The sequence below is a fragment of the Hydrococcus rivularis NIES-593 genome, from assembly GCF_001904635.1.
GTDB classification, from domain to species: Bacteria; Cyanobacteriota; Cyanobacteriia; order Cyanobacteriales; family Microcystaceae; genus Hydrococcus; species Hydrococcus rivularis.
In genome coordinates this window covers 1-20,259 of sequence record NZ_MRCB01000017.1, presented here as the reverse complement: position 1 = coordinate 20,259, position 20,259 = coordinate 1, and the positions used below count along the sequence as shown (strand labels likewise).

The following is a 20,259-nucleotide window of genomic DNA, read 5'->3' as shown; positions in this document are numbered from 1 at the left end:
ATGCCAGGAAGCTCGATGGCTTGGCTAAGTTGTTGGCTGCCGTTAAAATCTTGTCAGTCCTATCTTGTAGGGTAGAGAAAAATTCTGAAAAACCGATGAAATTTTTTACCGATTTTCAATCTTTAAGACCATTTCTAAAAAAGAGGAAGGGTACATGGCAGAATTTTATCGACTAGAAAGCGATCGCTGCCAAAATCAATTTGTCCTCACCGAGCATAACTGCGCGATCGCAAAAGTTGCCAAGTTTTTTCCCGTGGTGTGCGCTCATGAATTAGAAATGTTTGCTGCTCTCTTGCCAGATTGTACGATCGAGCGACCCCATTGGATTAATAACGGCGATCGCTGCTGTGGCTATTTGATTCGAGCTAAGTGAGAATATGATGGGACTGATAAACCAGCACACGAAGTTAACTTTCCAACCAGTCAGTCAGCGGTTGAAATCGCTGCCTCATAGGTAAAGTCGTCTAAAGACGACTGGATAAGTGTTTATGTCCATTTCAATTTAGCTCTTGTAGCAGTGGCAACAACTGCTTTTGTAATGAATTTCCCGGCCGATCGACTCAGTCGATTTTAATCGAGTTGGCATTAACGCCTAGAACTTGAGTTCTAGGCGTTGATGCTGGTTATACCATTTTTCATTCATTAATGACACAGATAGTCGATCGCCCTCGCCCCCAACCCCTCTCCCAAATAGGGAGAGGGGAGAAGAATGTCGATCGCGAAAACCTGAAAATCTTGTGACGCGATCGCATGAATTAGTGTTCTCGATTTGTTAAAACTATTAAAAACATTAACTCCAGTCAGGTCGGATATTCTTGCGTTGATTCAGGTAGCGGTCAATTGCCATCGCGGCAATACAACCGTCTGAAGCGGCGACGACTGCTTGTTTAAAAGGGGTGTTGCGGATATCGCCAACCGCCCAAACGCCAGGTATATTAGTCTGCATCATCTCATCGACCTTAACGCCACCATCGGGTTTCAGTTCGATCTGACCGCCTAAAAAATCTGTAATTGGTTTGGCACCTTGCAGATAGATGAAAACGCCTTCAACCGGAGCAATTGAGATTGGCTCCCGACCTTTGGGAAGTACTTCAACCGCCGTGACACCGCTTTCTTCGCCGTGGATCTTCAGCAGACGAGTTTTGCTCCAGAGTTTGATCGACTGATGAGCTAGTAGGTTCTCGGCATGACCATTAAGCGTTGCTGGGTCTTTAGGAGTGACCCAATGGATTTTAGCAGCAAACTTCGTGAGTACATGAGCTTCTTCAATAGCTTCTTCGCTGCTGCCGACGACGACCACTTCGCGATCGCGCATAAAAGCCCCATCGCAGGTAGCGCAGTAGCTTACTCCCCGACCTAAATACTCGGACTCGCCAGGAATCGAGGCAACCCGACCCATTGCGCCAGAGGCAAGTACGAGTGCGCGACACCTAAAAGTCTCTTCTGGAGTATAGACTTTTTTCTGGGAATCGCTGACATCGATCCCGAAAACTTGTGCCCGCTTATAGTCAGCGCCAAATTCAATCGCTTGCTCGCGCATTACCTCTAGCAATTCGTCGCCACCTACCTCACCTCGCACGCCGGGATAGTTAGCAATCTTATGAGTAACGGCGAGTGCGCCAGCCGCCGGATTTTTGTCGAGGATGATTGTTTTTAGGTCAGATCGTGCCGTATAGAGGGCACAAGTACAACCTGCTGGTCCGCCGCCAATAATGACAACATCGTAATCAAAGTAATCCATAGTCCTACTTAGTCTAAACTCTAGTTGTTTTGCCCCTCCGACTTTCACATGCACATATTGAACTTGCATATATTGATTTGAAGAAAACCGCTACCGCGCCTCACGACGGCAGCGGTTAGAAGGCGAGGAAAAAAGTCAGCCAGGAGTCCTTAGATTATTTCCAAGTATTTAGATTTTCCCTGCTTATCGTTTCGTTGTTTAACTTTTTAGTATCTCATCCTTAGTTAAACAACAAAAATGTTGTTTAAGTCATTGCTTGCTAGTTTAGCAATATTCATCTTGCTAAAGTCAAACAGCAAAGATAGCGATTTATTGCTTATATGAATGAAAAATAATTTTAATAAGGCAATTATATTCACTTTCCTCTTATAAGCTTGAGTTTTTTAATACTAATATTTAAAAATTTCTGCCAAGAGAGCGATCGCTAACAATTAGCTTTAGCAACTTAGCTTTAGCAACTTTTTTTGTTGCAAAACTAGCAATAGAGGCAATTATTGATGCGATCGTGAAGTTAAGAAAAAAGATTGCCGATCGATCTATCCAAGAGCGAGTAGCTTCGATGCAGCCAACCCACCGTTACCATAGCATCGCTCATAAGATGAAAGCGATCCTTCCCATTCACGATGGCAAGTCATATTAAATCCGGTAAACAACCGCAATACCTAGTAGTGCGGAAAGCGTAGCGGGTGCGGAGCACTTTACATCCTGCTCGCGAGCAGGACGTATGCGCTTACGCGCACGCTACACAGATTTGATATCACATAGGAAGCTCCCGATTTATCGGGAGTAGTTTACTTATGGATGGTGCCATCGGGCATAATCGTCCAAGCTAGATTTAAGTCGGGTATGTCTGCATTCCTTAAATCAACTTTTGCCTGCTTCAGGTTGGCTCCCCGCAGAATAACCAAACTCAATTTTGTTCCATTTAAGTTAGCTTCACCCAAATTAGCCGCGCTTAAGTTAGCTTCGCTCAGATTTGCCCAGCTTAAGTCTGCCTGAGTCAAATTGGCTTTACTTAATTCTGCCCGCTCCAGATTAGCGCCGCGCAGAGTTGTCAGAATCAACTTGGCATCAATTAAATTAGCACCTTGCAGGTTAGCTCCTGTTAAATTAGCACTATTGAGGTTTATCCCTCTCAGGTTTGCCTGACTCAAATCTGCCCCAATCAAATCTGCTCCGCTTAAGTCTGCCTCGCTGAGGTTTATTTTCCACAGACTTACCCCATTGAGGTTGATTTCGTGAAAATTCCTTTCTCCTCGTGCATATCGGCTTACCAATTCTGCCACGTCCATGTCGTCTTGATATGCTCTCCCTTGAAAGGAGAAAAAATTCGCGCTCATTCCTTTCGATCTCCGTGAAACTCAACCAAGATCTCATCGCCTTCCACCCGCACCCGATAGTGTTGCAAAGGTTTTAAATCTCGCTCTAAATAAGTAAGATCGGCCGGATAAACATTGCGGGGATAGAGATTTTTCCCAGTCCTCACGTCATAACGGTAATAATGCCAAGGGCATTCGATAATGCCTTCGTTCTCATACAAATGCCCTTTCTCCAGAGGACCATTTCGATGGGGACATCGGGCATCGATCGCATAAAATTCTTGACCTAAGTTGACTAGGAGCAGGCGCTGACCGTTAATTTCAACAGCTAGTAGACTGTCTGGAAGCACCTCGCTGACTTTTGCTACTTTAACGAACTCGCTCATAGCATTCAAGGGCGAAGGATAAAGTCTGAAAATCTCTTCAACCTTCACCCTTCTCTTCAGCTTTTATTTATGCTTTCTGATGGTGGTTGGGTACTACCAAGAAGCGGGAAGTATAGGGAGATTCCCCAGGCGAACCCCGGCGGATATGACCGGAGGGTCCTTCGCCCAGAAACTCGGAGAACCAGGCTTCGTGTTCGATTTCCTCGTTGAGGATAGCGAGGGATAGCTCGTAGGTGCGATGATCTTTGCCGAAAGTCATATTGCAGATATCTGTATAAACTCTGATAGCGCAACGTTCGGCTTCTACCAGTACTTTGAGCATCTCCTTGACATCTCGTGGGTTCTGGGGAAGGTATGCATCGGGACAAGCGGCATCGTTGGCAAAATCCCGAATATCTCTGGGCAATTCGCCGCCTAGCTCGTAAATTCGGGGTACCAGCGCTTCAAAATGATTTCGGTCTTCTAAGCGAGCATCTTCGATAATTTCTTTGAGTCCTTCGCCTTCAAAACCAATGGCGTTTACCCGGAGGATCGTGTAGTAGTAGTAGGTAGTAAACTCAGCTGCTGCTGCGCGAACCAGTTTCTTGAGCAGTTCTTCGGTATTGACACCAGTATCTCTTACAACTTGCTGTGCAACTTGTGCCATGGTCGTTCTCCTCTTAAATAAATTTGTAAAAAAGAATTTTTTAAACCAGGTAGTCATGAATTAACTTGATAGTGGATCGGCAGTTAACGCGCGATCGCCGAGTTTAAGATCAAGCAAGTCCCTTCAGCCGATCGCTGTTGCGATCGTGCTTCTTTGATTCACAAACCCAAACTCGTAATGAGTTTGTATATCTGCTTACTTCAATGTTGTACGGATGCCAAGATAATGTGTGATTTTTGATACAAAAATTAAAAAAATTTTTTTTGGCTTTTCTCTATCATAAAAGTATTATAAAAATCTGTAGCTTATCGAACAAAATTTTTAGACTATCTAAATTTTCTGTAAATTTAGAAGTTTGCACCGACGCACAAAAACCAGTTCAACTGGAATCCATTGTCCTCTCAAATTAAGAGGAGGTAAAAATGACGACTGCAGCAATCCCTGGCTATACCTACGGTACTGAGACAGTAGCCAAGTCCCCAATCTCGATGGAAGACTTTGAACTCATCAAAAAAACCGTGCTTTTTACAGAGGAAGATGAAAAGTATTTGCACTTAGCTGGTGAAGTGCTTCAAGATCGGGTTGAGGATGTGCTTGATGTGTGGTACTCTTTTGTCGGCTCTCATCCTCATTTAATTCGTTACTTTAGCACGCCTGATGGAAAGCTAATTGAAGAATATCTTATGGCTGTTCGCAAGCGCTTCGGTCAGTGGATTTTGGATACTTGTCAGCGCCCCTACGATCGCGATTGGTTAAACTATCAGCAAGAGATTGGTCTACGGCACACCCAGGAAAAAAAAGGTCAGACAGACCACGTTCAATCCGTTCCTCACATCGGACTTCGATACATGATTGCCTTCATCTATCCAATTACAGCAACAATTAAGCCCTTTTTAGCCAAGAAGGGGAACAGTTCTGAAGAAGTCGAGAAGATGTACCAGGCATGGTTTAAATCAATTGTTTTGCAAGTGACGCTTTGGAGTTATCCTTACGCTAAGCAAGGGTATTTTTAAAGTCGCCAGGAAATGAATTTTCCGGCTTATTGCTCAAGCATCAACGCCTAGAACTCAAGTTCTAGGCGTTAATGCCAACTCGATTAAAATCGACTGAAATTCCTATCGAGTCTTCTAAAAAAGACTTTTTCGATCGGACAAGAAATTAATTGCAACAGCAGTTGTCAAAAAAAGCACAAGATCTCAGTTTTAATGAACTCAAATGTTATGCAGTCGTATGCAAGACGACTTTCTCTATGAGGCAGCGATAGAACATCGAGGGGCGGATTGCTGTTGTCTAACTGTCGTCAAACAGAATGACTGCAAAGTAGTGGTTAAAATAGTTTTTAGATACAGTTAGATCCTGAATTTTTCCGTCAAATTTTATCCTGTCTTTAAAGCGTCGATCACTTGGTCGGAGAGCGTAAAAGGATCGTAGGGCTTGAGAATCACGGCTGCTACATCTAGCTGGCTAAATCGACGTTGTTCGGCAGGCTGGGCTTTGGCAGTAAGCAAAATGACGGGAATCCTGTTGGTAGCCGGAGAGGCTTGCAATTTCTCCAAAGTGGCCAGGCCGTCCATATCGGGCATCATCACATCTAGAAGAATAGCATCGGGTTGTTCGGCTGCTGCTTTGGCTAATCCCTCCCTGCCCGAACTAGCTGTCAGTACCTCCCAATCCCCTGTTACTTCCAGACAGATCTGGGTTGCTTCCCGGATATCGTCTTCGTCATCAATAATCAGGATACGCATGATTAACTCCAATTCGTAATTAGAGTCTGACTATTAATTGGTTATTAGTCACTAATGACTAATGGGCAACGTGAAGTAGAAAGTGCTGCCTTCTCCTAGAGTACTCTCAGCCCAGATCTGACCGCCATGCTGTTGTACGATGCTTCTGCAAATAGCTAATCCCAAACCCGTGCCTCCCTGATGGCGCGAATCAGAGGCATCGACTTGCTCAAAGCGATCGAAGATCGTTTCCAATTTATCGCTAGGAATGCCTCGCCCCCGATCTTGGATGCGAAATAAGACCGTTTGCTCGTCTTGCAACTCGGCAGATAGTAAAACAGTGGTGTTGGGTGGCGAAAATTTAATCGCGTTACTGAGCAAATTGGTTAGGGTTTGGATGATGCGATCGGGATCTGCCCAGAGCTGAATCGGTACTGGCATGACACAGAGGCGGATTTCGGCTTTTTCCGCCATTGCCTGCATCACTTCCACCGCCTGCGCCATGAGGTCGGCAGCTCGGCAAGGCCGTTTTTCCATCGTCACTTTACCGGATTTGATGCGCTCTAGATCGAGGATATTGTCGAGCAAGCGCACCAAGCGATTAGAATTCTCAAAGGCAATTTCTAGCAGGCGCTGACTTTTGATGGGTTGGGCGTTGAGCCGACCGCTCATGAGTACGCCCAAGGCGCTGCGAATAGAAGTTAAGGGCGTTCGCAATTCATGACTTACGACAGAGACAAATTCATCCTTCATCCGCTCTACGATCTGTCGCTCTGTAATGTCTTTGAAGATGACCACTGCACCGACGATCGCGCCTTGTTCTCGGATTGGGGTGCTGACGTACTCGACGGCGAAACTAGATCCATCCCGCCGCCAAAAGATCTCCTCGGCAATGTGATGGACTTCTCCGACGGACAGAGTGGCATGGATGGGGCTTTCTTTTGGCAGATAGGGAGTTCCATCTGGCTTCGAGTGTTTTAAGACCGCATGCATGTATCGATCGACGAGTTCTTCGACTTCATATCCCAGCATTCTGGCGGCTGCGGGATTGACGAAGGTGGTTTTTCCCTGAAGATCCAATCCAAAGATTCCCTCGCCTGCCGAGTTTAGGATTAACTCGTTTTGATGGCTGAGTCGTTCTAGAGACGCTGTTGCTTGTTGGCGCTCTCCGATTTCCCGCATCAGTTCAGTATTGGCACGCTGCAATTGGGCCGTTCGTTCTTCTACTCGTTGCTCTAGTTCGGCATTCAACGCACAAATCTGGATCTCGGCAAGCTTGCGCCTTTCGATATCTTTAGCTAAATCGGCATTAAGTGCCTGGACTTGTCGATATAATTCATATTGATGGATTGCCATGGCGAAGTGGTTTGCCAGCGATCGCGCGAGTTCGATTTCCGAGCTAGTCCACGATCGCGCTTGCCCCTGCTTTAACTCGCGCCAAGTCTCAAAAGATTGTCTGGGACGTAGATTGCGCGGATCGTCGCCATCGGGTCTTCCCGCCCAGAAAATTTCAATGTCGATCGCTTCTCTAAAAATACTCAAATACCCCAAAAACTGCTGCCGATATTGCAAGCGAATTATCAGCACGCTGCGAATCCCAGCCGCCAGAAATGCACTCGCCAAATCGGATGGCAATAAAGCTCGATGTAAATCCGCGATCGCCCAAACTTCGCTTTCTTGACTAACTTGAGCTTCTTTATCTAACCATGCTTGCCAATCGGGATGCTCTTCAATAGAATTTTGGATTAATTGTCCCCAAGTCTTCTTATCGCTTCGTCTCCCCATCCTTCTGTCTTCCGACTTCTGAGTTGCCAATGGCTGTTTCCCGCAGACAAACAGTTGTGGGGCAATGCACACTCTACCTCCCACTCCCTCCAGAGCGGAGACGGTTTGTTCGAGAGCTTGTTGCACCTGCATCTCAGTCATGGAGTGCAGCAGCGTCGCTACTCGGTTGATCGTTGCTTCTTGTCGAGCTTGAAGGCGCGTTCCTTCGAGCAAAATCGCGTGAGCGATCGCGATCGATACTTGGTCGGCAACTAACTGCACGACCTGCAATTCTCGCTCCGTCATCCGTCGCGGTAAACTGTGATGAGAGACCAGCAGCCCCCACAGGCGCTCGCCGTGTAAAATCGGGATTACCAGCGACGATTTTACTCCCATCGCCGTCAAATATTCTGCATGACAGGGATCTACCGGTCGAAATCGGATATCTTCCTCGGCTAATGGCTCTCCCGTTTCCGGGCAATCTAGGGGACTCAAACCGATTTGTTGCGAGGTAACATCGACAATCGATCGCAAGCGTGCTTTGAGATAGAGTTCTCGAATCTCTTCTGGAATGTCTTGGGCTGGGAAATGTTGTCCGAGCAGGGATGGTAGACGCATCTTTCGTACCGATTCGGCAACGACTTCTCCACTCCCATCTCGATCGAATCGATAAACCATTACGCGATCGGTTTCTAAAAAGTCGCGGACTTCGGCGACAGTAGCACAGAGAATCTCCGACAATTCCAGCGATTGACGGATGCGATTCGTCATCCGGTGCAACAGAATGGCGAGGGAATCAAGGTTCTGTCGCCCGGTGGAGCTGGCGGCGGTGTGTTTTTTTTCAACCTTCCTGCCAGAGGCAGAATTAGACGATAAGAGGGCGTTTTGGGGAGATTTTTTGGGTTTGACCATCGGCGAGCGTCTCTATCTCAACTGAGGATTATTTGCGTTTGTTAAACTTCGTAGAGTGTGGACTCGTTCGAGACGATTGAGAATGCGATTCACCAGCTCTGGTCCGATGAGAGACTTGCTGATGCGATCGTCGCCACCCGCTCTCAAGATCTGGTTTGCCGTGCCCTCGTCAGTGTGAACTGAGACAAACACAATTGGCAAACCGCACCAATAAGGGTCGTTGCGCACGACTTGGCACAGTTCGATACCGTTAAAAATTGGCATTTCTACGTCAAGAATAAGTAAATCTGGCGAAAATTTGGCTAAAGTTTCCCAAAATCTTGATGTCTCTTCTAAGGTTGCCACTTTAATTCCCCAAATTTCCAGTAATGTTTTCATCACGGATAGCATCTGCGGGTCGTCATCGACTATCATGACTTTGGCAACTCTCCTGCGAATCTGCTTCAGGACTTGGGTCATTGTGGCCAGTCCCCGTTCTGGTAGTTGAAGTTTCTGAAAAAAAGCGCGATCGCACAATCGAGCCGCCTCGATCCGAACGGTTAAATTATCGCTATTCGTCAAGAAGAGTACTGGAGTCGGTGGCGTTTGGTTAATTAGGTCGGCCAGAACAGCGAGATTGTCTTTGGCAGCATTGGTCAGAGAAAAAACCAGCAATACTACATCTAAAGACCCATGAGCTAGTGCCTCTTTGGCTGCTGTTAAGCTTAGCACTAGCCGAATGCGGATTTTCGATGCTACAGCTAATTCGACCAAACGCCTCGCTGCTTTGGCATCGTCACTAATAACTAGGAGAACGGGCGAGCGATGACGAGCTATCGGTTCGGCTATCTGAGTGGCAGATGATTCCTCTAACAGCTGCCGCAGAGCTACTACTCGCCTAGACAGATGGGAACTTCGAGTTGGAACGATAGTTTTCTTCGAGAAGAACTGCTCTATTTCTTTTGCTAGACGCGATCCCTCCGGAAAACCAAAAACGCCCAAGGTTCCTGCCAATTTATGCGCTGCTGCTTTAGCTTGTTGTTGGAGGTCTTCATCTAGAGCATTGTCTCGCAAAGCTGCTGTCGCTTGTTCTAAAATGGTGACTCTCGCTTTAGTCTGTCCTTGAAACTTTTCCCAAACGACCTTTAATCCCGATTTAGTTTGCTGGGCGATCCGCGATCGCGTAGCGTCTGAGTAGGAAATAGCGATCGAGGAAGAAATCGCGCGTTTATCCGTTGCAGATGGCGCACAAGACGCTTCCGATTTACTTGGGGCAGATGATTTTAGCCGATATCCGATCCCATAAACCGTTGCGATCGCATCGGGCGGACTTCCAGCCTTTTTGAGTTTCTGTCGCAGACTTTTGATATGAGCGGTAATCGTATCTTCACTTGGCGTTTCTTCCGCCGACCAGAGATTTTCCAGAATTGCATTGCGAGTCAACACTTGCTGGGAGTTGCGCAGAAAAAGCTCTAGCAATCGATATTCTTTGGGAGTTAAGCGTAGAGGCTGACTGCCATAACTAGCTTCGCAAGTATTGGGATCGAGACGCAAGTCTCCCCATTCCAGAACTGGAGGGATCAATGAATTTTTCCGACGCAGCAGGACGCGAATGCGAGCTAGTAATTCTGGAAGATCGAACGGTTTAACGACATAATCATCTGCTCCGGCATTTAATCCCATCGTTTTATCGGTACTGGAGCTTTTAGCAGTCAGCAGCAAGATGGGAGTGCGATCGCGAGGCGATCGCAAGCGCTGGCAAAACTCAATTCCGTTGAGTTTGGGTAACATTACGTCAAGCACGATTAAATCGTAGGCAAATACCTCTACCAGTTCCCAACCCATTTCGCCGTCTGTAGCTGCATCCACGACGTAATGTTGCTCGCCTAAAACTCTTTCGAGAGTCTCGGCGATAGATTTATCGTCCTCGACTACTAAAATTCTCATGCTTTGTTACTTTATCTGCATCAATGCCGCAGACTTTTATTGATAAAAGTCTATGGTTTAATCGCACAAAGAATTGACTCAGATTTTAAGAAGTCAATATTTTTATTTTTCTTTCTAGCTAAAAATTCAATTGAATTTATTAAAGTTTAATTTTTTTTACATTTTGAGCAATTTATTGATATTTTCGCAAAAATATATGAGCAAATACTCACTTTATTTAAACTTTTGTTAAAAAAAAGTCGAACTGGTACAAACTTATCTCAGTTTTTGCTAAGTTTCTAATCGAGGAGTTTATTTCCTAAAGACCGAAAACATTAATGTTTAGAAAACTACCCCATTCAAATAAATCTATCCATTGAATCGAGAGTAGTTTGATAACAAACATTTTAGTTACGATCGCGGAAGGTTTCTCTCTCGCATCTGGCCTCGGAAACCGCTGTGAAGAGAACCAATCTAACCCTAAGTAAGGAGTCTTTAATTTATGCTGCTAAACGAGCGCAGATACTCGCCTTGGTTAAATCTTAGTTTTTTTCTCAAGTATTTAGCTAAACCGCCGAATATCTTCATCACCATCAATTTTATCTCTACAGGTGAGGATGTTTTCGTGCCCTTATCCTCCAATAGGTTTTAGTTTGCCAACAACAAGTATATTTCTTGGAACTCAAAGATTAAGTCTGTCTAAATTTCGCTCTTGCAGCAGTGGCAACAACCGCTTTTGTAATGAATGCCCTGTCCGATCGAAGAATTCTTCTAAAGAAGACCCGATAGGAATTTCAGTCGATTTTAATTGAATTAAGCTTTGAGCCTAGAACTTTATTCTAGGCGTTGATGTCAAAGGTGCAAGATCTGGCTCTAAACAGACTTTAACATCTGAGACAGAGAATTTCTTATCTGCCTAGCGACAGAGTTTTTGGCAAAAAATCAAATCGTCATAAGGAGAGTTGCAATGACCATTACGCCTCCGAAACCGGAGCAACAGGTAAGAGTGGTCGTCGATAACAATCCGGTGCCCACTTCCTTTGAAAACTGGGCCAAGCCGGGACACTTCGATCGCACTCTAGCCAGAGGTCCAAAAACCACCACCTGGATTTGGAATCTCCACGCCAACGCTCACGATTTCGACAGTCATACCAGCGATCTCGAAGACGTATCGCGCAAGATTTTCTCCGCTCACTTTGGGCATCTTGCCGTCGTCTTCGTCTGGTTGAGCGGCATGTATTTTCATGGCGCTAAGTTTTCTAACTATACCGCTTGGCTTGCCGATCCCCTACATATCAAGCCCAGCGCTCAAGTCGTCTGGCCCATTTTCGGTCAAGACATCCTCAACGCCGACGTAGGGGGAGGCTTCCATGGCATTCAAATCACATCCGGTCTCTTTCAACTTTGGCGTGCCTCTGGCATCACCAATGAGTTTCAGCTTTTCTGCACTGCTATAGGCGGGCTAGTCATGGCAGCCTTGATGCTATTTGCTGGCTGGTTCCATTACCACGTGCGAGCGCCCAAACTGGAATGGTTCCAGAACGTGCAGGCAATGCTGAATCACCACCTAGCGGGCTTGCTCGGTCTTGGCTCGCTGGGATGGGCGGGGCACCAAATTCATGTCGCCTTGCCGATTAACCAGATGCTCGATCGCGGAGTTCCCATCGAGAAAATTCCCCTACCCCACGAGTTCATCCTCAACCCCAATTTGATGCAGCAGCTATATCCCCACGTAAATTGGGGTTTTCCCAGCGGCGTGATTCCGTTCTTCACGCTCAACTGGGGTCAGTATGCTGATTTTCTTACCTTCAAAGGTGGTCTGAATCCGGCAACGGGGGGCTTGTGGCTGTCGGATACGGCGCACCATCACCTTGCGATCGCGGTGCTATTTATCATTGCCGGACACATGTACCGAACCAACTGGGGTATCGGTCACAGCATCAAAGAAATGCTCGATGATGCCAGAACTCCTAACATGCTGCCATTCTTAAGCTTTATCGGTCCAGAAGGTCACAAAGGTCTCTTTGAAACCCTCACCACTTCTTGGCACGCGCAGCTATCGATCAACTTGGCGATGTTAGGTTCGCTGAGCATTATCGTTGCTCATCACATGTATGCCATGCCGCCCTATCCTTACTTGGCAACGGACTATGCCACCGTGCTATCTCTGTTTACCCATCACGTCTGGATTGGCGGCTTTCTGATCGTTGGTGCTGCCGCTCACGCCGCTATCTACATGGTGCGGGACTACGATCCTGCCAAGAACGTCAACAATGTCCTCGATCGCGTCATCCGTCACCGAGATGCCATTATTTCCCACCTAGCTTGGGTGTGCCAATTTTTAGGCTTTCATAGCTTTGCCATGTATTGTCACAACGATACGATGCGAGCTTTTGGTCGCCCTCAAGACATGTTCTCAGATACTGGCATCCAATTACAACCCGTATTTGCCCAGTGGATTCAACACGTTCACACGGCAGCGGTCGGGGTTGGACAAGCAGCACAGCCCTTAGGCAATGTCTTTGGCGGACTGCGGAATATCGAACTGTCGGGACTGGGGACTACAGCCCCTGGCTTGAGCGAACCTGTCAGCTATGCTTTTGGCGGTGGAGTCGTCGCTGTCGGCGGAAAAATCGCCATGATGCCCATTACTCTGGGTACGGCAGACTTCCTCATTCACCACATCCATGCCTTCACCATTCACGTAACAGTGTTGGTGCTGCTCAAAGGCGTACTATATGCCCGCAACTCTCGTCTGATTCCCGACAAATCGGAATTGGGCTTCCGCTTCCCCTGCGACGGTCCCGGTCGCGGCGGTACTTGCCAAGTATCGGCTTGGGATCACGTTTTCCTAGGCTTGTTCTGGATGTATAACTCCCTGTCGATCGTCATTTTCCACTTCTTCTGGAAGATGCAATCGGACGTGTGGGGAACGGTCGATGCCGATGGCTCGATAACCCACATTACTTTGGGAAACTGGGCGCAAAGCTCGATTACGAATAACGGCTGGTTGCGCGATTTCTTATGGGCACAGTCCACTCAAGCTATCACCTCTTATGGTGGCGCACTGTCCGCCTATGGCTTGCTGTTCTTGGGCGGACATTTCATCTTCGGCTTCAGCCTCATGTTCCTCTTTAGCGGTCGCGGTTATTGGCAGGAACTGATCGAGTCGATCGTTTGGGCGCACAACAAGCTCAAAATTACGCCAGCCATTCAGCCTCGCGCTTTGAGTATCATCCACGGTCGAGCCGTAGGAGTCGCTCATTACCTCCTGGGAGGAATTGTGACAACCTGGGCGTTTTTCTTAGCTCGTATGGCGGCAATTGGGTAAGAGTTAGTAGTGATTGGTTGATAGTTAATGGTTCGACTAACTACTAACAAAAGCAGTTGACAAAGAAAACGAAGATTTAAACTATGGCTACAAAATTTCCCAAATTTAGCCAGGATTTACAGCAAGACCCAACGACGCGGCGTATCTGGTATGCGATCGCGACTGCCCACGACTTTGAAAGTCACGATGGCATGACCGAGGAAAATCTCTATCAACGGATTTTTGCTTCCCACTTCGGTCACATTGCCATCATCTTTCTGTGGACGTCGGGTATTCTCTTCCACGTAGCCTGGCAAGGTAACTTTGAACAATGGGTTAAAGATCCTCTCACCGTTCGTCCTATCGCTCACGCGATTTGGGACGCTCAATTCGGAGCGCCAGCAATCCAAGCGTATACTCAAGCTGGAGCCTCAAACCCAGTAGATATTTGTACCTCTGGTGTCTATCACTGGTGGTATACCATCGGGATGCGGACGAATAACGATTTGTATACGGGTGCAATATTCTTAATTCTGCTGGCTGCTGTTTTCTTGTATGCAGGCTGGCTGCACTTGCAACCCAGATTTCGTCCCAGCCTAAGCTGGTTTAAGAATGCAGAATCTCGCCTGAACCACCATTTGGCTGGCTTGTTTGGGGTTAGCTCCCTGGCATGGGCGGGTCATCTCATTCACGTTGCCATTCCCGAATCGAGAGGACAGCACGTCGGCTGGGATAACTTTCTCACCACTAAACCGCATCCGGCTGGCTTAGGACCATTCTTTACCGGGAATTGGGGAGTCTACGCTCAAAATCCCGACACTGCCGAGCATGTATTTAATACCTCTCAAGGTGCGGGGACAGCAATTTTAACCTTCTTGGGCGGATTTCATCCCCAAACCGAGTCGCTCTGGCTGACGGATATGGCGCATCACCATTTAGCGATCGCCGTAATATTCATTATCGCCGGACACATGTACCGAACCAACTGGGGCATCGGCCACAACATTAAGGAAATGCTCGATGCCCTTCAAGGTCCGGGCTGGAAAGGCTTCTTTATCGCTCCCAGAACTGGTCGAGGTCACCTAGGGATTTTTGAGGACTACAACAATTCGCTCCACTTCCAGTTGGGATGGCACCTAGCTTGCTTGGGAGTCATTACCTCTCTGGTTGCCCAGCATATGTATTCAATGCCGCCCTATGCTTTCATCTCTAGAGACTACACGGCCATGTCAGCCCTTTATACTCACCACCAGTACATTGCTGGATTTTTGATGGTGGGGGCCTTTGCCCATGGCGCTATCTTTATGGTACGCGATTACGACCCCGAACTCAATCGCGATAACGTATTAGCACGGGTGCTGAATCACAAAGAAGTGATTATTTCTCACTTAAGCTGGGTATCCCTCTTCCTGGGCTTCCACACGCTAGGGATATACGTCCACAACGATTGCGAGGTCGCTTTTGCCGCACCAGAAAAACAGATTTTGATCGAGCCAGTGTTTGCCCAGTGGATACAAGCTGCCCACGGCAAGACTCTCTATGGTCTGAGTACGCTGCTGTCCAATCCCGATAGTATTGCTTCGACGGCTTGGCCCAACTATGGCAACGTTTGGCTACCCGGTTGGTTGGATGCAATTAATAGTGGTACTAACTCGCTATTCTTGCCTATCGGACCTGGGGATTTCTTAGTCCACCACGCGATCGCGCTCGGACTTCACGTGACTACTCTGATCCTAGTCAAGGGAGCGCTCGATGCTCGCGGTTCCAAGCTGATGCCGGATAAGAAAGATTTCGGCTATGCTTTCCCTTGCGATGGTCCCGGACGGGGTGGCACATGCGATATCTCGGCTTGGGATGCGTTCTACCTTGCCATGTTCTGGATGCTCAACACTTTAGGTTGGCTCACCTTTTACTGGCACTGGAAACACCTCACCCTCTGGTCGGGGAATGTCGCCATATTTAATGAAAACTCGACCTACCTGATGGGTTGGTTCCGCGATTACCTGTGGGCTAACTCCGCCCAGTTGATCAATGGCTATAATCCGGCTGGTACGAATAACCTGGCTGTTTGGGCGTGGATGTTCCTATTCGGACACCTTGCTTGGGCAGTCAGTTTCATGTTCTTGATCACTTGGCGCGGTTACTGGCAAGAGTTGATTGAAACCCTCATGTGGGCGCACGAAAATACACCGCTCTCGTTTGGATATCCAAAAGATAAGCCAGTTGCGCTCTCTATCGTTCAAGCGCGTTTGGTGGGCTTAACTCACTTTACAGTGGGCTATATCGCCACCTACGGAGCCTTTTTGATTGCTTCAACTGCTAGTCGGTTTGGCTAGTTTGTCATGGGGTAAGGGAGATGAATGCATCGCCTCAACTCTACCCCTTACCCCAGCCTTCAAGTTTAGGGAGATCTCCTCTCTCCTAAAAACCGCCTGGTCATGTGGGCACTGACCAGGTTTCCTGTTCCAAGATTAGAGCGACAAAGGAAATAGAGATATGACAACAACTGAAACACAATCGCTACCTCAAGCCTATTCCGAACTAGATCCGATTAAGCCTTATCAGAATGACCCTTGGAAAGGCAATTTATCAACTCCCTTTAATGACTCTCCTATCGTCAGAGCTTACATTCGCAATCTTCCAGCCTACCGTCCTGGACTAACCCCCTTTATGCGAGGACTAGAAATTGGTATGGCTCATGGCTATTTTTTGGTCGGTCCGCAGGTTGTCGTAGGGCCGCTACGGGAAACGGCACATGGAGCCAATTTAAGCGGCTTAATTTGCGCTATTTACATAGCCGTCTCGGCAGTTTTAGGAATTTCGATCTTTGCCCTTGCCATGTTCCAAAACAATCCTAAAGGTTCTTACAATTCTTACTCCAAAGATGACTTGAGACCTTTGAGAAGTAAAGAAGACTGGTTCCAGCTTGCAGGTGGAGTCTTTTTAGGATCGATGGGAGGAGCAATATTTGCCTACCTCCTTCTCGAAAATTTTGATGACTTGGATGCCATCCTGCGAGGTGCAGTTAATGTGAGCCAACAATGGCTTCCTTGGGTAACGAGTTAAACAGTTACCAGTTATCAGTGACAAATGACAACTAATTAAAAAGGATAAAAAGGAGAATTTGTCTCATGGTAGACATGACACAATTAACGGGTTCCTATGCTGCTTCATGGCTTCCTTGGATTATGATTCCTCTTGTTTTTTACATTCTTCCTTTCCCAGTATTTGCATTACTTTTTCTCTGGATTGAAAAAGAAGGATCTCAAGAAGAAAGCCCAAGAGAACAATTTCAAAATTCAGTTGAGCGAGTTAATGTTATCGAACAATTTGGCGTTACCGAACAACAAGGATAAAAGATCATGAAACGATTACTGGCATTAGTTTTAATCCTAGCTATTTGGTTCACTCTTGTCCCTGCTGCTTGGGCACAAACTTCTCATCTCGTTCCTTGTAAGGACTCACCTGCCTATCAGGAACGCATGAAAAAGGCTCCCGATAATTATTATTTCAATAAGCCGGGTAAAGCCTATGCCGAATATCTTCTCTGTGGGGAAGATGGTTTGCCCCATTTAGCTCTCAGTTTCGATCGCGCGGGCGACATCGCTATTGCCTTCGGAATATTTTTCTATTTTGCTGGCTTTGTAGGTTGGTCGGGTCGTTCCTATTTACAAGTTTCTAATCAGTCTAAAAATCCAGAACAGATGGAGATTTTCATCGATATTCCTTTAGCCATTCAATCTTTTGCTAAAGGTTTACTTTGGCCCGTTTTAGCTTTTCAAGAACTTATTACTGGTCAATTGACTGCTAAAGATAGCGAGATTTCTGTGTCACCTCGGTAGTTGCTTGAGTCTAAATAATAAAATCAGTTCATCCAATAAATAGGAGGTTCGATTGTGCAATCTTTCTTCAAATATTTGACACTTGCACCCATAATGGCAATTCTGTCGCTAGTGATTGTTTTCGTCGTTTTTATTGAGTTGAACTACTTTTATCCAGGTTTGCAGTATGGCACCTATTTTCATTCTCTACCCTGAAAACATGAGATTAACTAAAACAATTCACAATTCGCATCGCTGCTAAAGCGCGACAGTTTGCTATTGAATAGGGTACTAACAATCGCTAATTAGTTTAGTAAGGTAGGCACTTTTTATGAGCTTAGAAGTCTTTATATAAAAAGTGTCTGCCCCAGTAGGTAGGACATTCTCTCATAAAATAACAACCATTGGTGACAAAAAAGTTATTATTAGCCGCCTCCGACGATGGTTACAATTTCTAAGCGATCGCCCGCTTGCAGTTGAGTCTCCTCCCAATACTGTCGGTGAAGAATTTCACCATTATATTCAACAGCCACTAAATGTGGATTTAACCCTAACTGTTCTAGCATCTGGGGCAATCGCGTCTGAGAAGGGCAAGTATACGGTTTCCCATTCACTTGTAAAGTGATTTGTTCTTGGTCATCGATCATTTGATTTTGGATGAAAGTATTTTGGATTGATTCTTTCTTGTCCCCCGGCTTGTTCCCCAGTCTCCCTATCTCTCCCTCTTTCCTACTTTTTCATCAATTGAGAGAGAAAAACTTGAGTCACTCTAGTGGGGTCTTCTGCTTGCATAATAGCGCGGACGACAGCCACTCGTTCTGCCCCTGCATCAATAACATCTTTAACATTAAAGAGATTGATCCCGCCGATCGCAAACCAGGGAATCGGGGCATGTTTGACAGCATGGCGAACGTACTCCAATCCTGCTGCTGCTTTGCCTGCTTTGGTTGGCGTTTCGTAAACAGGGCCCACGCCGATGTAATCTGCGCCTTGGGCGATCGCTTGCTCCATTTCTTGCGGATTGGTGGTCGATCGCCCGATAATCCGCTGAGGACCTAATATTTGCCGTGCCACTGCAATGGGAAGGTCTTGCTGTCCTAGATGCACGCCATCGGCATCGACTGCCAACGCTAAATCGACGCGATCGTTCATAATAAACAATGCCCCATAATCGCGACACAACTGGCGCAATTTTTGAGCGTTTGCTAATCTGACAATGTCGTCAGTATTTTTATCTCGATACTGAACTAGCGTCAGTCCTCCTTTCAAGGCAGCTTCTACGATGGAGAATAATTGTTCGCAGGGAGAAGTAACGAGATAGAGTCGAGTGTCCTTGAGTTGCTGGCGACGGCGGGATGTTAATAATGTGCTTTCCATAATATAAACCTGATAGCGCATTTGTTTGAACGCTTCTCCCATCCCTGATTTGTATAGCTTGCCATACTCCTCTAAAACTCGCATTGCTTCTTGGGTGCGACACAGGTTTGCTTGAAGAATTTGTTCGACACTGCTGCGCGTTTCTTCTTGGGGATGGGATAGCCCAGTGCCCACATCTTCTAATGTATCTCGTGCCAATCGCAACTCCGAACTATGCCAACTAGCGATTTCTTGTCGCATTTGCTTGCATTTTTCTGCCAGTTGAGTGTCATTCAAACCAAAGCGACACCATTCTTCTACGATTCGCAATCCTTCTCTAGCACGATCTAAGTTTGCATCCAAGATCCGCTCGATCGCAAACGGTTGTTCTTTTCTTTGGTTAGATTGCTCGTCCATCGTTTATCTAACTTCAAAACTCAAATTCGTTCAGTCTCTCCTGAAGCAGTTGGGGGAATTTTTCGTACCACTGTTGATTGAGAGGGGAAGGATGGGGCAGCGGCAATAACGTCACTTGACGCTGGTATGGTATTCCTTGCTCGTCTAAGGCTGTAAGGGTAACTTTGAGCTTAGATGTAAAGCGATCGCTGCTTTGAAAAAACTTATTTATCTCTCCTTTAGCGCCGTAGGGTGCAAACCATTTAAAGGCTTCAGTTCCCAGCGTAATAATTTGATTGCCTTGCCAATGAATGACTAATAAGCGTGCTATAAAAGGGCGGAATCTTTCTTTGACTTTTGTTTCATAGGCTTTATTGCCAGGGGGTTTGTAGGGAACTGTATTGGTTAGCAAGACGCGATCGCAAACCGAATTTAAATCTTTTCTTCCCTTGGGTTTTTGATGGTGCATTGCCCAGTAAAATCCCTCGCGTACTAGAGTTCCTGCCGCCCCAATCAAAGGTTGCCCCGCGATCACTTCATCCCTACCCAAATCACGACCAAAAAAACAAATCTGACTTTTCAGATTGCCTGCATAGAGTATGGGTTGAGTGGGTTCTTTTCCAGCAGCTTTATAGACATCTACATCAATGGGAAAGGGTTCTCTTTCTGCTTCTTGTCGAACTTGTTCGATTAAAGTGTCTACATCTGACATTGGATTTAGCTGTAACTACTGAGCTAGTTCAATAACTATAGATCGCCGCAAAGCATCTTCCAACATACCACCGAAATCAACCAATCGCACCAACGCGATCTTCACCTCGCATTGCCAATGCTATATAAGAAAAGCTTATAGATTAGTATAACTATAGTTTTTATTAAAAAGATTTACAAAACTAAGAAGTTTTATTAAGATAATGATGTAAATCATAAAGAACCTTGAAAAAGGAATAGGAATCATAGGCAAATGACAACAACCTTA

General features: G+C 46.4%; 16 protein-coding genes and 3 pseudogenes. 9 read left to right on the top strand and 10 right to left on the bottom strand.

Translation table 11 applies throughout. From position 1 onward, the window contains the following. Nucleotides 1-136: 136 nt before the first annotated feature. A pseudogene (locus NIES593_RS14290) lies at nucleotides 137-373 on the top strand (iron-sulfur cluster biosynthesis transcriptional regulator SufR); the annotation flags it as partial. Between the two features lie 417 nt (nucleotides 374-790). Here the strand turns inward: NIES593_RS14290 and NIES593_RS14285 are convergent. After that, nucleotides 791-1,741, bottom strand: a complete 951-nt coding sequence (locus tag NIES593_RS14285; protein ID WP_073600291.1) for an NAD(P)/FAD-dependent oxidoreductase — start codon at nucleotides 1,739-1,741, stop codon at nucleotides 791-793. Nucleotides 1,742-2,225: 484 nt separating this feature from the next. On the opposite strand from NIES593_RS14285, the pseudogene NIES593_RS24885 reads away from it, so the two are divergent. Beyond that, nucleotides 2,226-2,372: pseudogene (locus NIES593_RS24885) on the top strand (NADH-quinone oxidoreductase subunit B); the annotation flags it as partial. A gap of 160 nt (nucleotides 2,373-2,532) precedes the next feature. Here the strand turns inward: NIES593_RS24885 and NIES593_RS14280 are convergent. The 3 genes from NIES593_RS14280 to dps all read right to left on the bottom strand — a co-directional run bounded on the left by NIES593_RS14280 (nucleotide 2,533) and on the right by dps (nucleotide 4,092). Next, nucleotides 2,533-3,081, bottom strand: a complete 549-nt coding sequence (locus NIES593_RS14280) for a pentapeptide repeat-containing protein (RefSeq protein ID WP_073600224.1) — start codon at nucleotides 3,079-3,081, stop codon at nucleotides 2,533-2,535. Then, on the bottom strand, nucleotides 3,078-3,446 hold the full coding sequence (locus NIES593_RS14275; protein WP_073600223.1) for a Rieske (2Fe-2S) protein: 369 nt from the start codon (nucleotides 3,444-3,446) through the stop codon (nucleotides 3,078-3,080). Before NIES593_RS14275 ends, NIES593_RS14280 begins: the two co-directional genes overlap by 4 nt. 67 nt (nucleotides 3,447-3,513) lie before the next feature. After that, the gene (dps, locus tag NIES593_RS14270) at nucleotides 3,514-4,092 is read right to left on the bottom strand and encodes a DNA protection during starvation protein (RefSeq protein WP_073600290.1); all 579 of its coding nucleotides are present in this window, start codon (nucleotides 4,090-4,092) and stop codon (nucleotides 3,514-3,516) included. Between the two features lie 422 nt (nucleotides 4,093-4,514). Here dps and NIES593_RS14265 point away from each other — a divergent pair, with 422 nt between their 5' ends. Further along, complete coding sequence (locus NIES593_RS14265) at nucleotides 4,515-5,105, top strand: protoglobin domain-containing protein (protein WP_073600222.1); 591 nt, start codon at nucleotides 4,515-4,517, stop codon at nucleotides 5,103-5,105. Nucleotides 5,106-5,468: 363 nt separating this feature from the next. On the opposite strand, the gene NIES593_RS14260 is transcribed toward NIES593_RS14265, so the two are convergent. Genes NIES593_RS14260 through NIES593_RS14250 form a run of 3 tightly spaced genes read right to left on the bottom strand, consistent with a single transcriptional unit; the run spans nucleotide 5,469 to nucleotide 10,418 of the window. After that, nucleotides 5,469-5,837, bottom strand: coding sequence for a response regulator (locus NIES593_RS14260; protein WP_073600221.1), 369 nt, complete (start codon nucleotides 5,835-5,837; stop codon nucleotides 5,469-5,471). 51 nt (nucleotides 5,838-5,888) lie between these two features. Beyond that, the gene (locus tag NIES593_RS14255; protein WP_073600220.1) at nucleotides 5,889-8,492 is read right to left on the bottom strand and encodes an ATP-binding protein; all 2,604 of its coding nucleotides are present in this window, start codon (nucleotides 8,490-8,492) and stop codon (nucleotides 5,889-5,891) included. A 12-nt stretch (nucleotides 8,493-8,504) separates the two neighbouring features. After that, a complete protein-coding gene (locus NIES593_RS14250; RefSeq protein WP_073600219.1) occupies nucleotides 8,505-10,418 on the bottom strand; it encodes a response regulator in 1,914 nt (637 codons plus the stop codon). Between the two features lie 946 nt (nucleotides 10,419-11,364). On the opposite strand from NIES593_RS14250, the gene psaA reads away from it, so the two are divergent. The 6 genes and pseudogenes from psaA (at nucleotide 11,365) to NIES593_RS25240 (ending at nucleotide 17,744) form a co-directional block, all read left to right on the top strand. Next, nucleotides 11,365-13,728 (top strand): photosystem I core protein PsaA, encoded by a 2,364-nt coding sequence (psaA, locus tag NIES593_RS14245; RefSeq protein ID WP_073600218.1) that lies wholly within the window; start codon nucleotides 11,365-11,367, stop codon nucleotides 13,726-13,728. 83 nt (nucleotides 13,729-13,811) lie between these two features. Then, entirely contained in the window at nucleotides 13,812-16,043 is a 2,232-nt protein-coding gene (gene psaB / locus NIES593_RS14240; RefSeq protein WP_073600217.1) for a photosystem I core protein PsaB, read from the top strand. Nucleotides 16,044-16,203: 160 nt separating this feature from the next. Beyond that, the gene (locus NIES593_RS14235; protein WP_073600216.1) at nucleotides 16,204-16,773 is read left to right on the top strand and encodes a photosystem I reaction center subunit XI; all 570 of its coding nucleotides are present in this window, start codon (nucleotides 16,204-16,206) and stop codon (nucleotides 16,771-16,773) included. A gap of 65 nt (nucleotides 16,774-16,838) precedes the next feature. Beyond that, a pseudogene (gene psaI, locus NIES593_RS25595) lies at nucleotides 16,839-16,967 on the top strand (photosystem I reaction center subunit VIII); the annotation flags it as partial. Between the two features lie 102 nt (nucleotides 16,968-17,069). Further along, on the top strand, nucleotides 17,070-17,549 hold the full coding sequence (locus NIES593_RS14225; RefSeq protein WP_073600215.1) for a Photosystem I reaction center subunit III: 480 nt from the start codon (nucleotides 17,070-17,072) through the stop codon (nucleotides 17,547-17,549). 54 nt (nucleotides 17,550-17,603) lie between these two features. Then, nucleotides 17,604-17,744 (top strand): photosystem I reaction center subunit IX, encoded by a 141-nt coding sequence (locus NIES593_RS25240; RefSeq protein ID WP_073600214.1) that lies wholly within the window; start codon nucleotides 17,604-17,606, stop codon nucleotides 17,742-17,744. A 209-nt stretch (nucleotides 17,745-17,953) separates the two neighbouring features. On the opposite strand, the gene thiS is transcribed toward NIES593_RS25240, so the two are convergent. The 3 genes from thiS to NIES593_RS14205 form a co-directional block, all read right to left on the bottom strand. Continuing rightward, entirely contained in the window at nucleotides 17,954-18,175 is a 222-nt protein-coding gene (gene thiS, locus NIES593_RS14215) for a sulfur carrier protein ThiS (protein ID WP_073600213.1), read from the bottom strand. An 82-nt stretch (nucleotides 18,176-18,257) separates the two neighbouring features. Then, nucleotides 18,258-19,301 (bottom strand): thiamine phosphate synthase, encoded by a 1,044-nt coding sequence (locus NIES593_RS14210; protein WP_073600212.1) that lies wholly within the window; start codon nucleotides 19,299-19,301, stop codon nucleotides 18,258-18,260. A gap of 13 nt (nucleotides 19,302-19,314) precedes the next feature. Then, complete coding sequence (locus tag NIES593_RS14205) at nucleotides 19,315-19,992, bottom strand: uracil-DNA glycosylase family protein (RefSeq protein WP_073600211.1); 678 nt, start codon at nucleotides 19,990-19,992, stop codon at nucleotides 19,315-19,317. Nucleotides 19,993-20,259 lie beyond the last annotated feature (267 nt).

Bases quoted from the DNA above. Each gene is read 5' to 3' on its own strand.
- NIES593_RS14285 (WP_073600291.1), bottom strand. From the start codon at position 1,741: ATGGATTACTTTGATTACGATGTTGTCATTATTGGCGGCGGACCAGCA.
- NIES593_RS14280 (WP_073600224.1), bottom strand. From the start codon at position 3,081: ATGAGCGCGAATTTTTTCTCCTTTCAAGGGAGAGCATATCAAGACGAC.
- NIES593_RS14275 (WP_073600223.1), bottom strand. From the start codon at position 3,446: ATGAGCGAGTTCGTTAAAGTAGCAAAAGTCAGCGAGGTGCTTCCAGAC.
- dps (WP_073600290.1), bottom strand. From the start codon at position 4,092: ATGGCACAAGTTGCACAGCAAGTTGTAAGAGATACTGGTGTCAATACC.
- NIES593_RS14265 (WP_073600222.1), top strand. From the start codon at position 4,515: ATGACGACTGCAGCAATCCCTGGCTATACCTACGGTACTGAGACAGTA.
- NIES593_RS14260 (WP_073600221.1), bottom strand. From the start codon at position 5,837: ATGCGTATCCTGATTATTGATGACGAAGACGATATCCGGGAAGCAACC.
- NIES593_RS14255 (WP_073600220.1), bottom strand. From the start codon at position 8,492: ATGGTCAAACCCAAAAAATCTCCCCAAAACGCCCTCTTATCGTCTAAT.
- NIES593_RS14250 (WP_073600219.1), bottom strand. From the start codon at position 10,418: ATGAGAATTTTAGTAGTCGAGGACGATAAATCTATCGCCGAGACTCTC.
- psaA (WP_073600218.1), top strand. From the start codon at position 11,365: ATGACCATTACGCCTCCGAAACCGGAGCAACAGGTAAGAGTGGTCGTC.
- psaB (WP_073600217.1), top strand. From the start codon at position 13,812: ATGGCTACAAAATTTCCCAAATTTAGCCAGGATTTACAGCAAGACCCA.
- NIES593_RS14235 (WP_073600216.1), top strand. From the start codon at position 16,204: ATGACAACAACTGAAACACAATCGCTACCTCAAGCCTATTCCGAACTA.
- NIES593_RS14225 (WP_073600215.1), top strand. From the start codon at position 17,070: ATGAAACGATTACTGGCATTAGTTTTAATCCTAGCTATTTGGTTCACT.
- thiS (WP_073600213.1), bottom strand. From the start codon at position 18,175: ATGATCGATGACCAAGAACAAATCACTTTACAAGTGAATGGGAAACCG.
- NIES593_RS14210 (WP_073600212.1), bottom strand. From the start codon at position 19,301: ATGGACGAGCAATCTAACCAAAGAAAAGAACAACCGTTTGCGATCGAG.
- NIES593_RS14205 (WP_073600211.1), bottom strand. From the start codon at position 19,992: ATGTCAGATGTAGACACTTTAATCGAACAAGTTCGACAAGAAGCAGAA.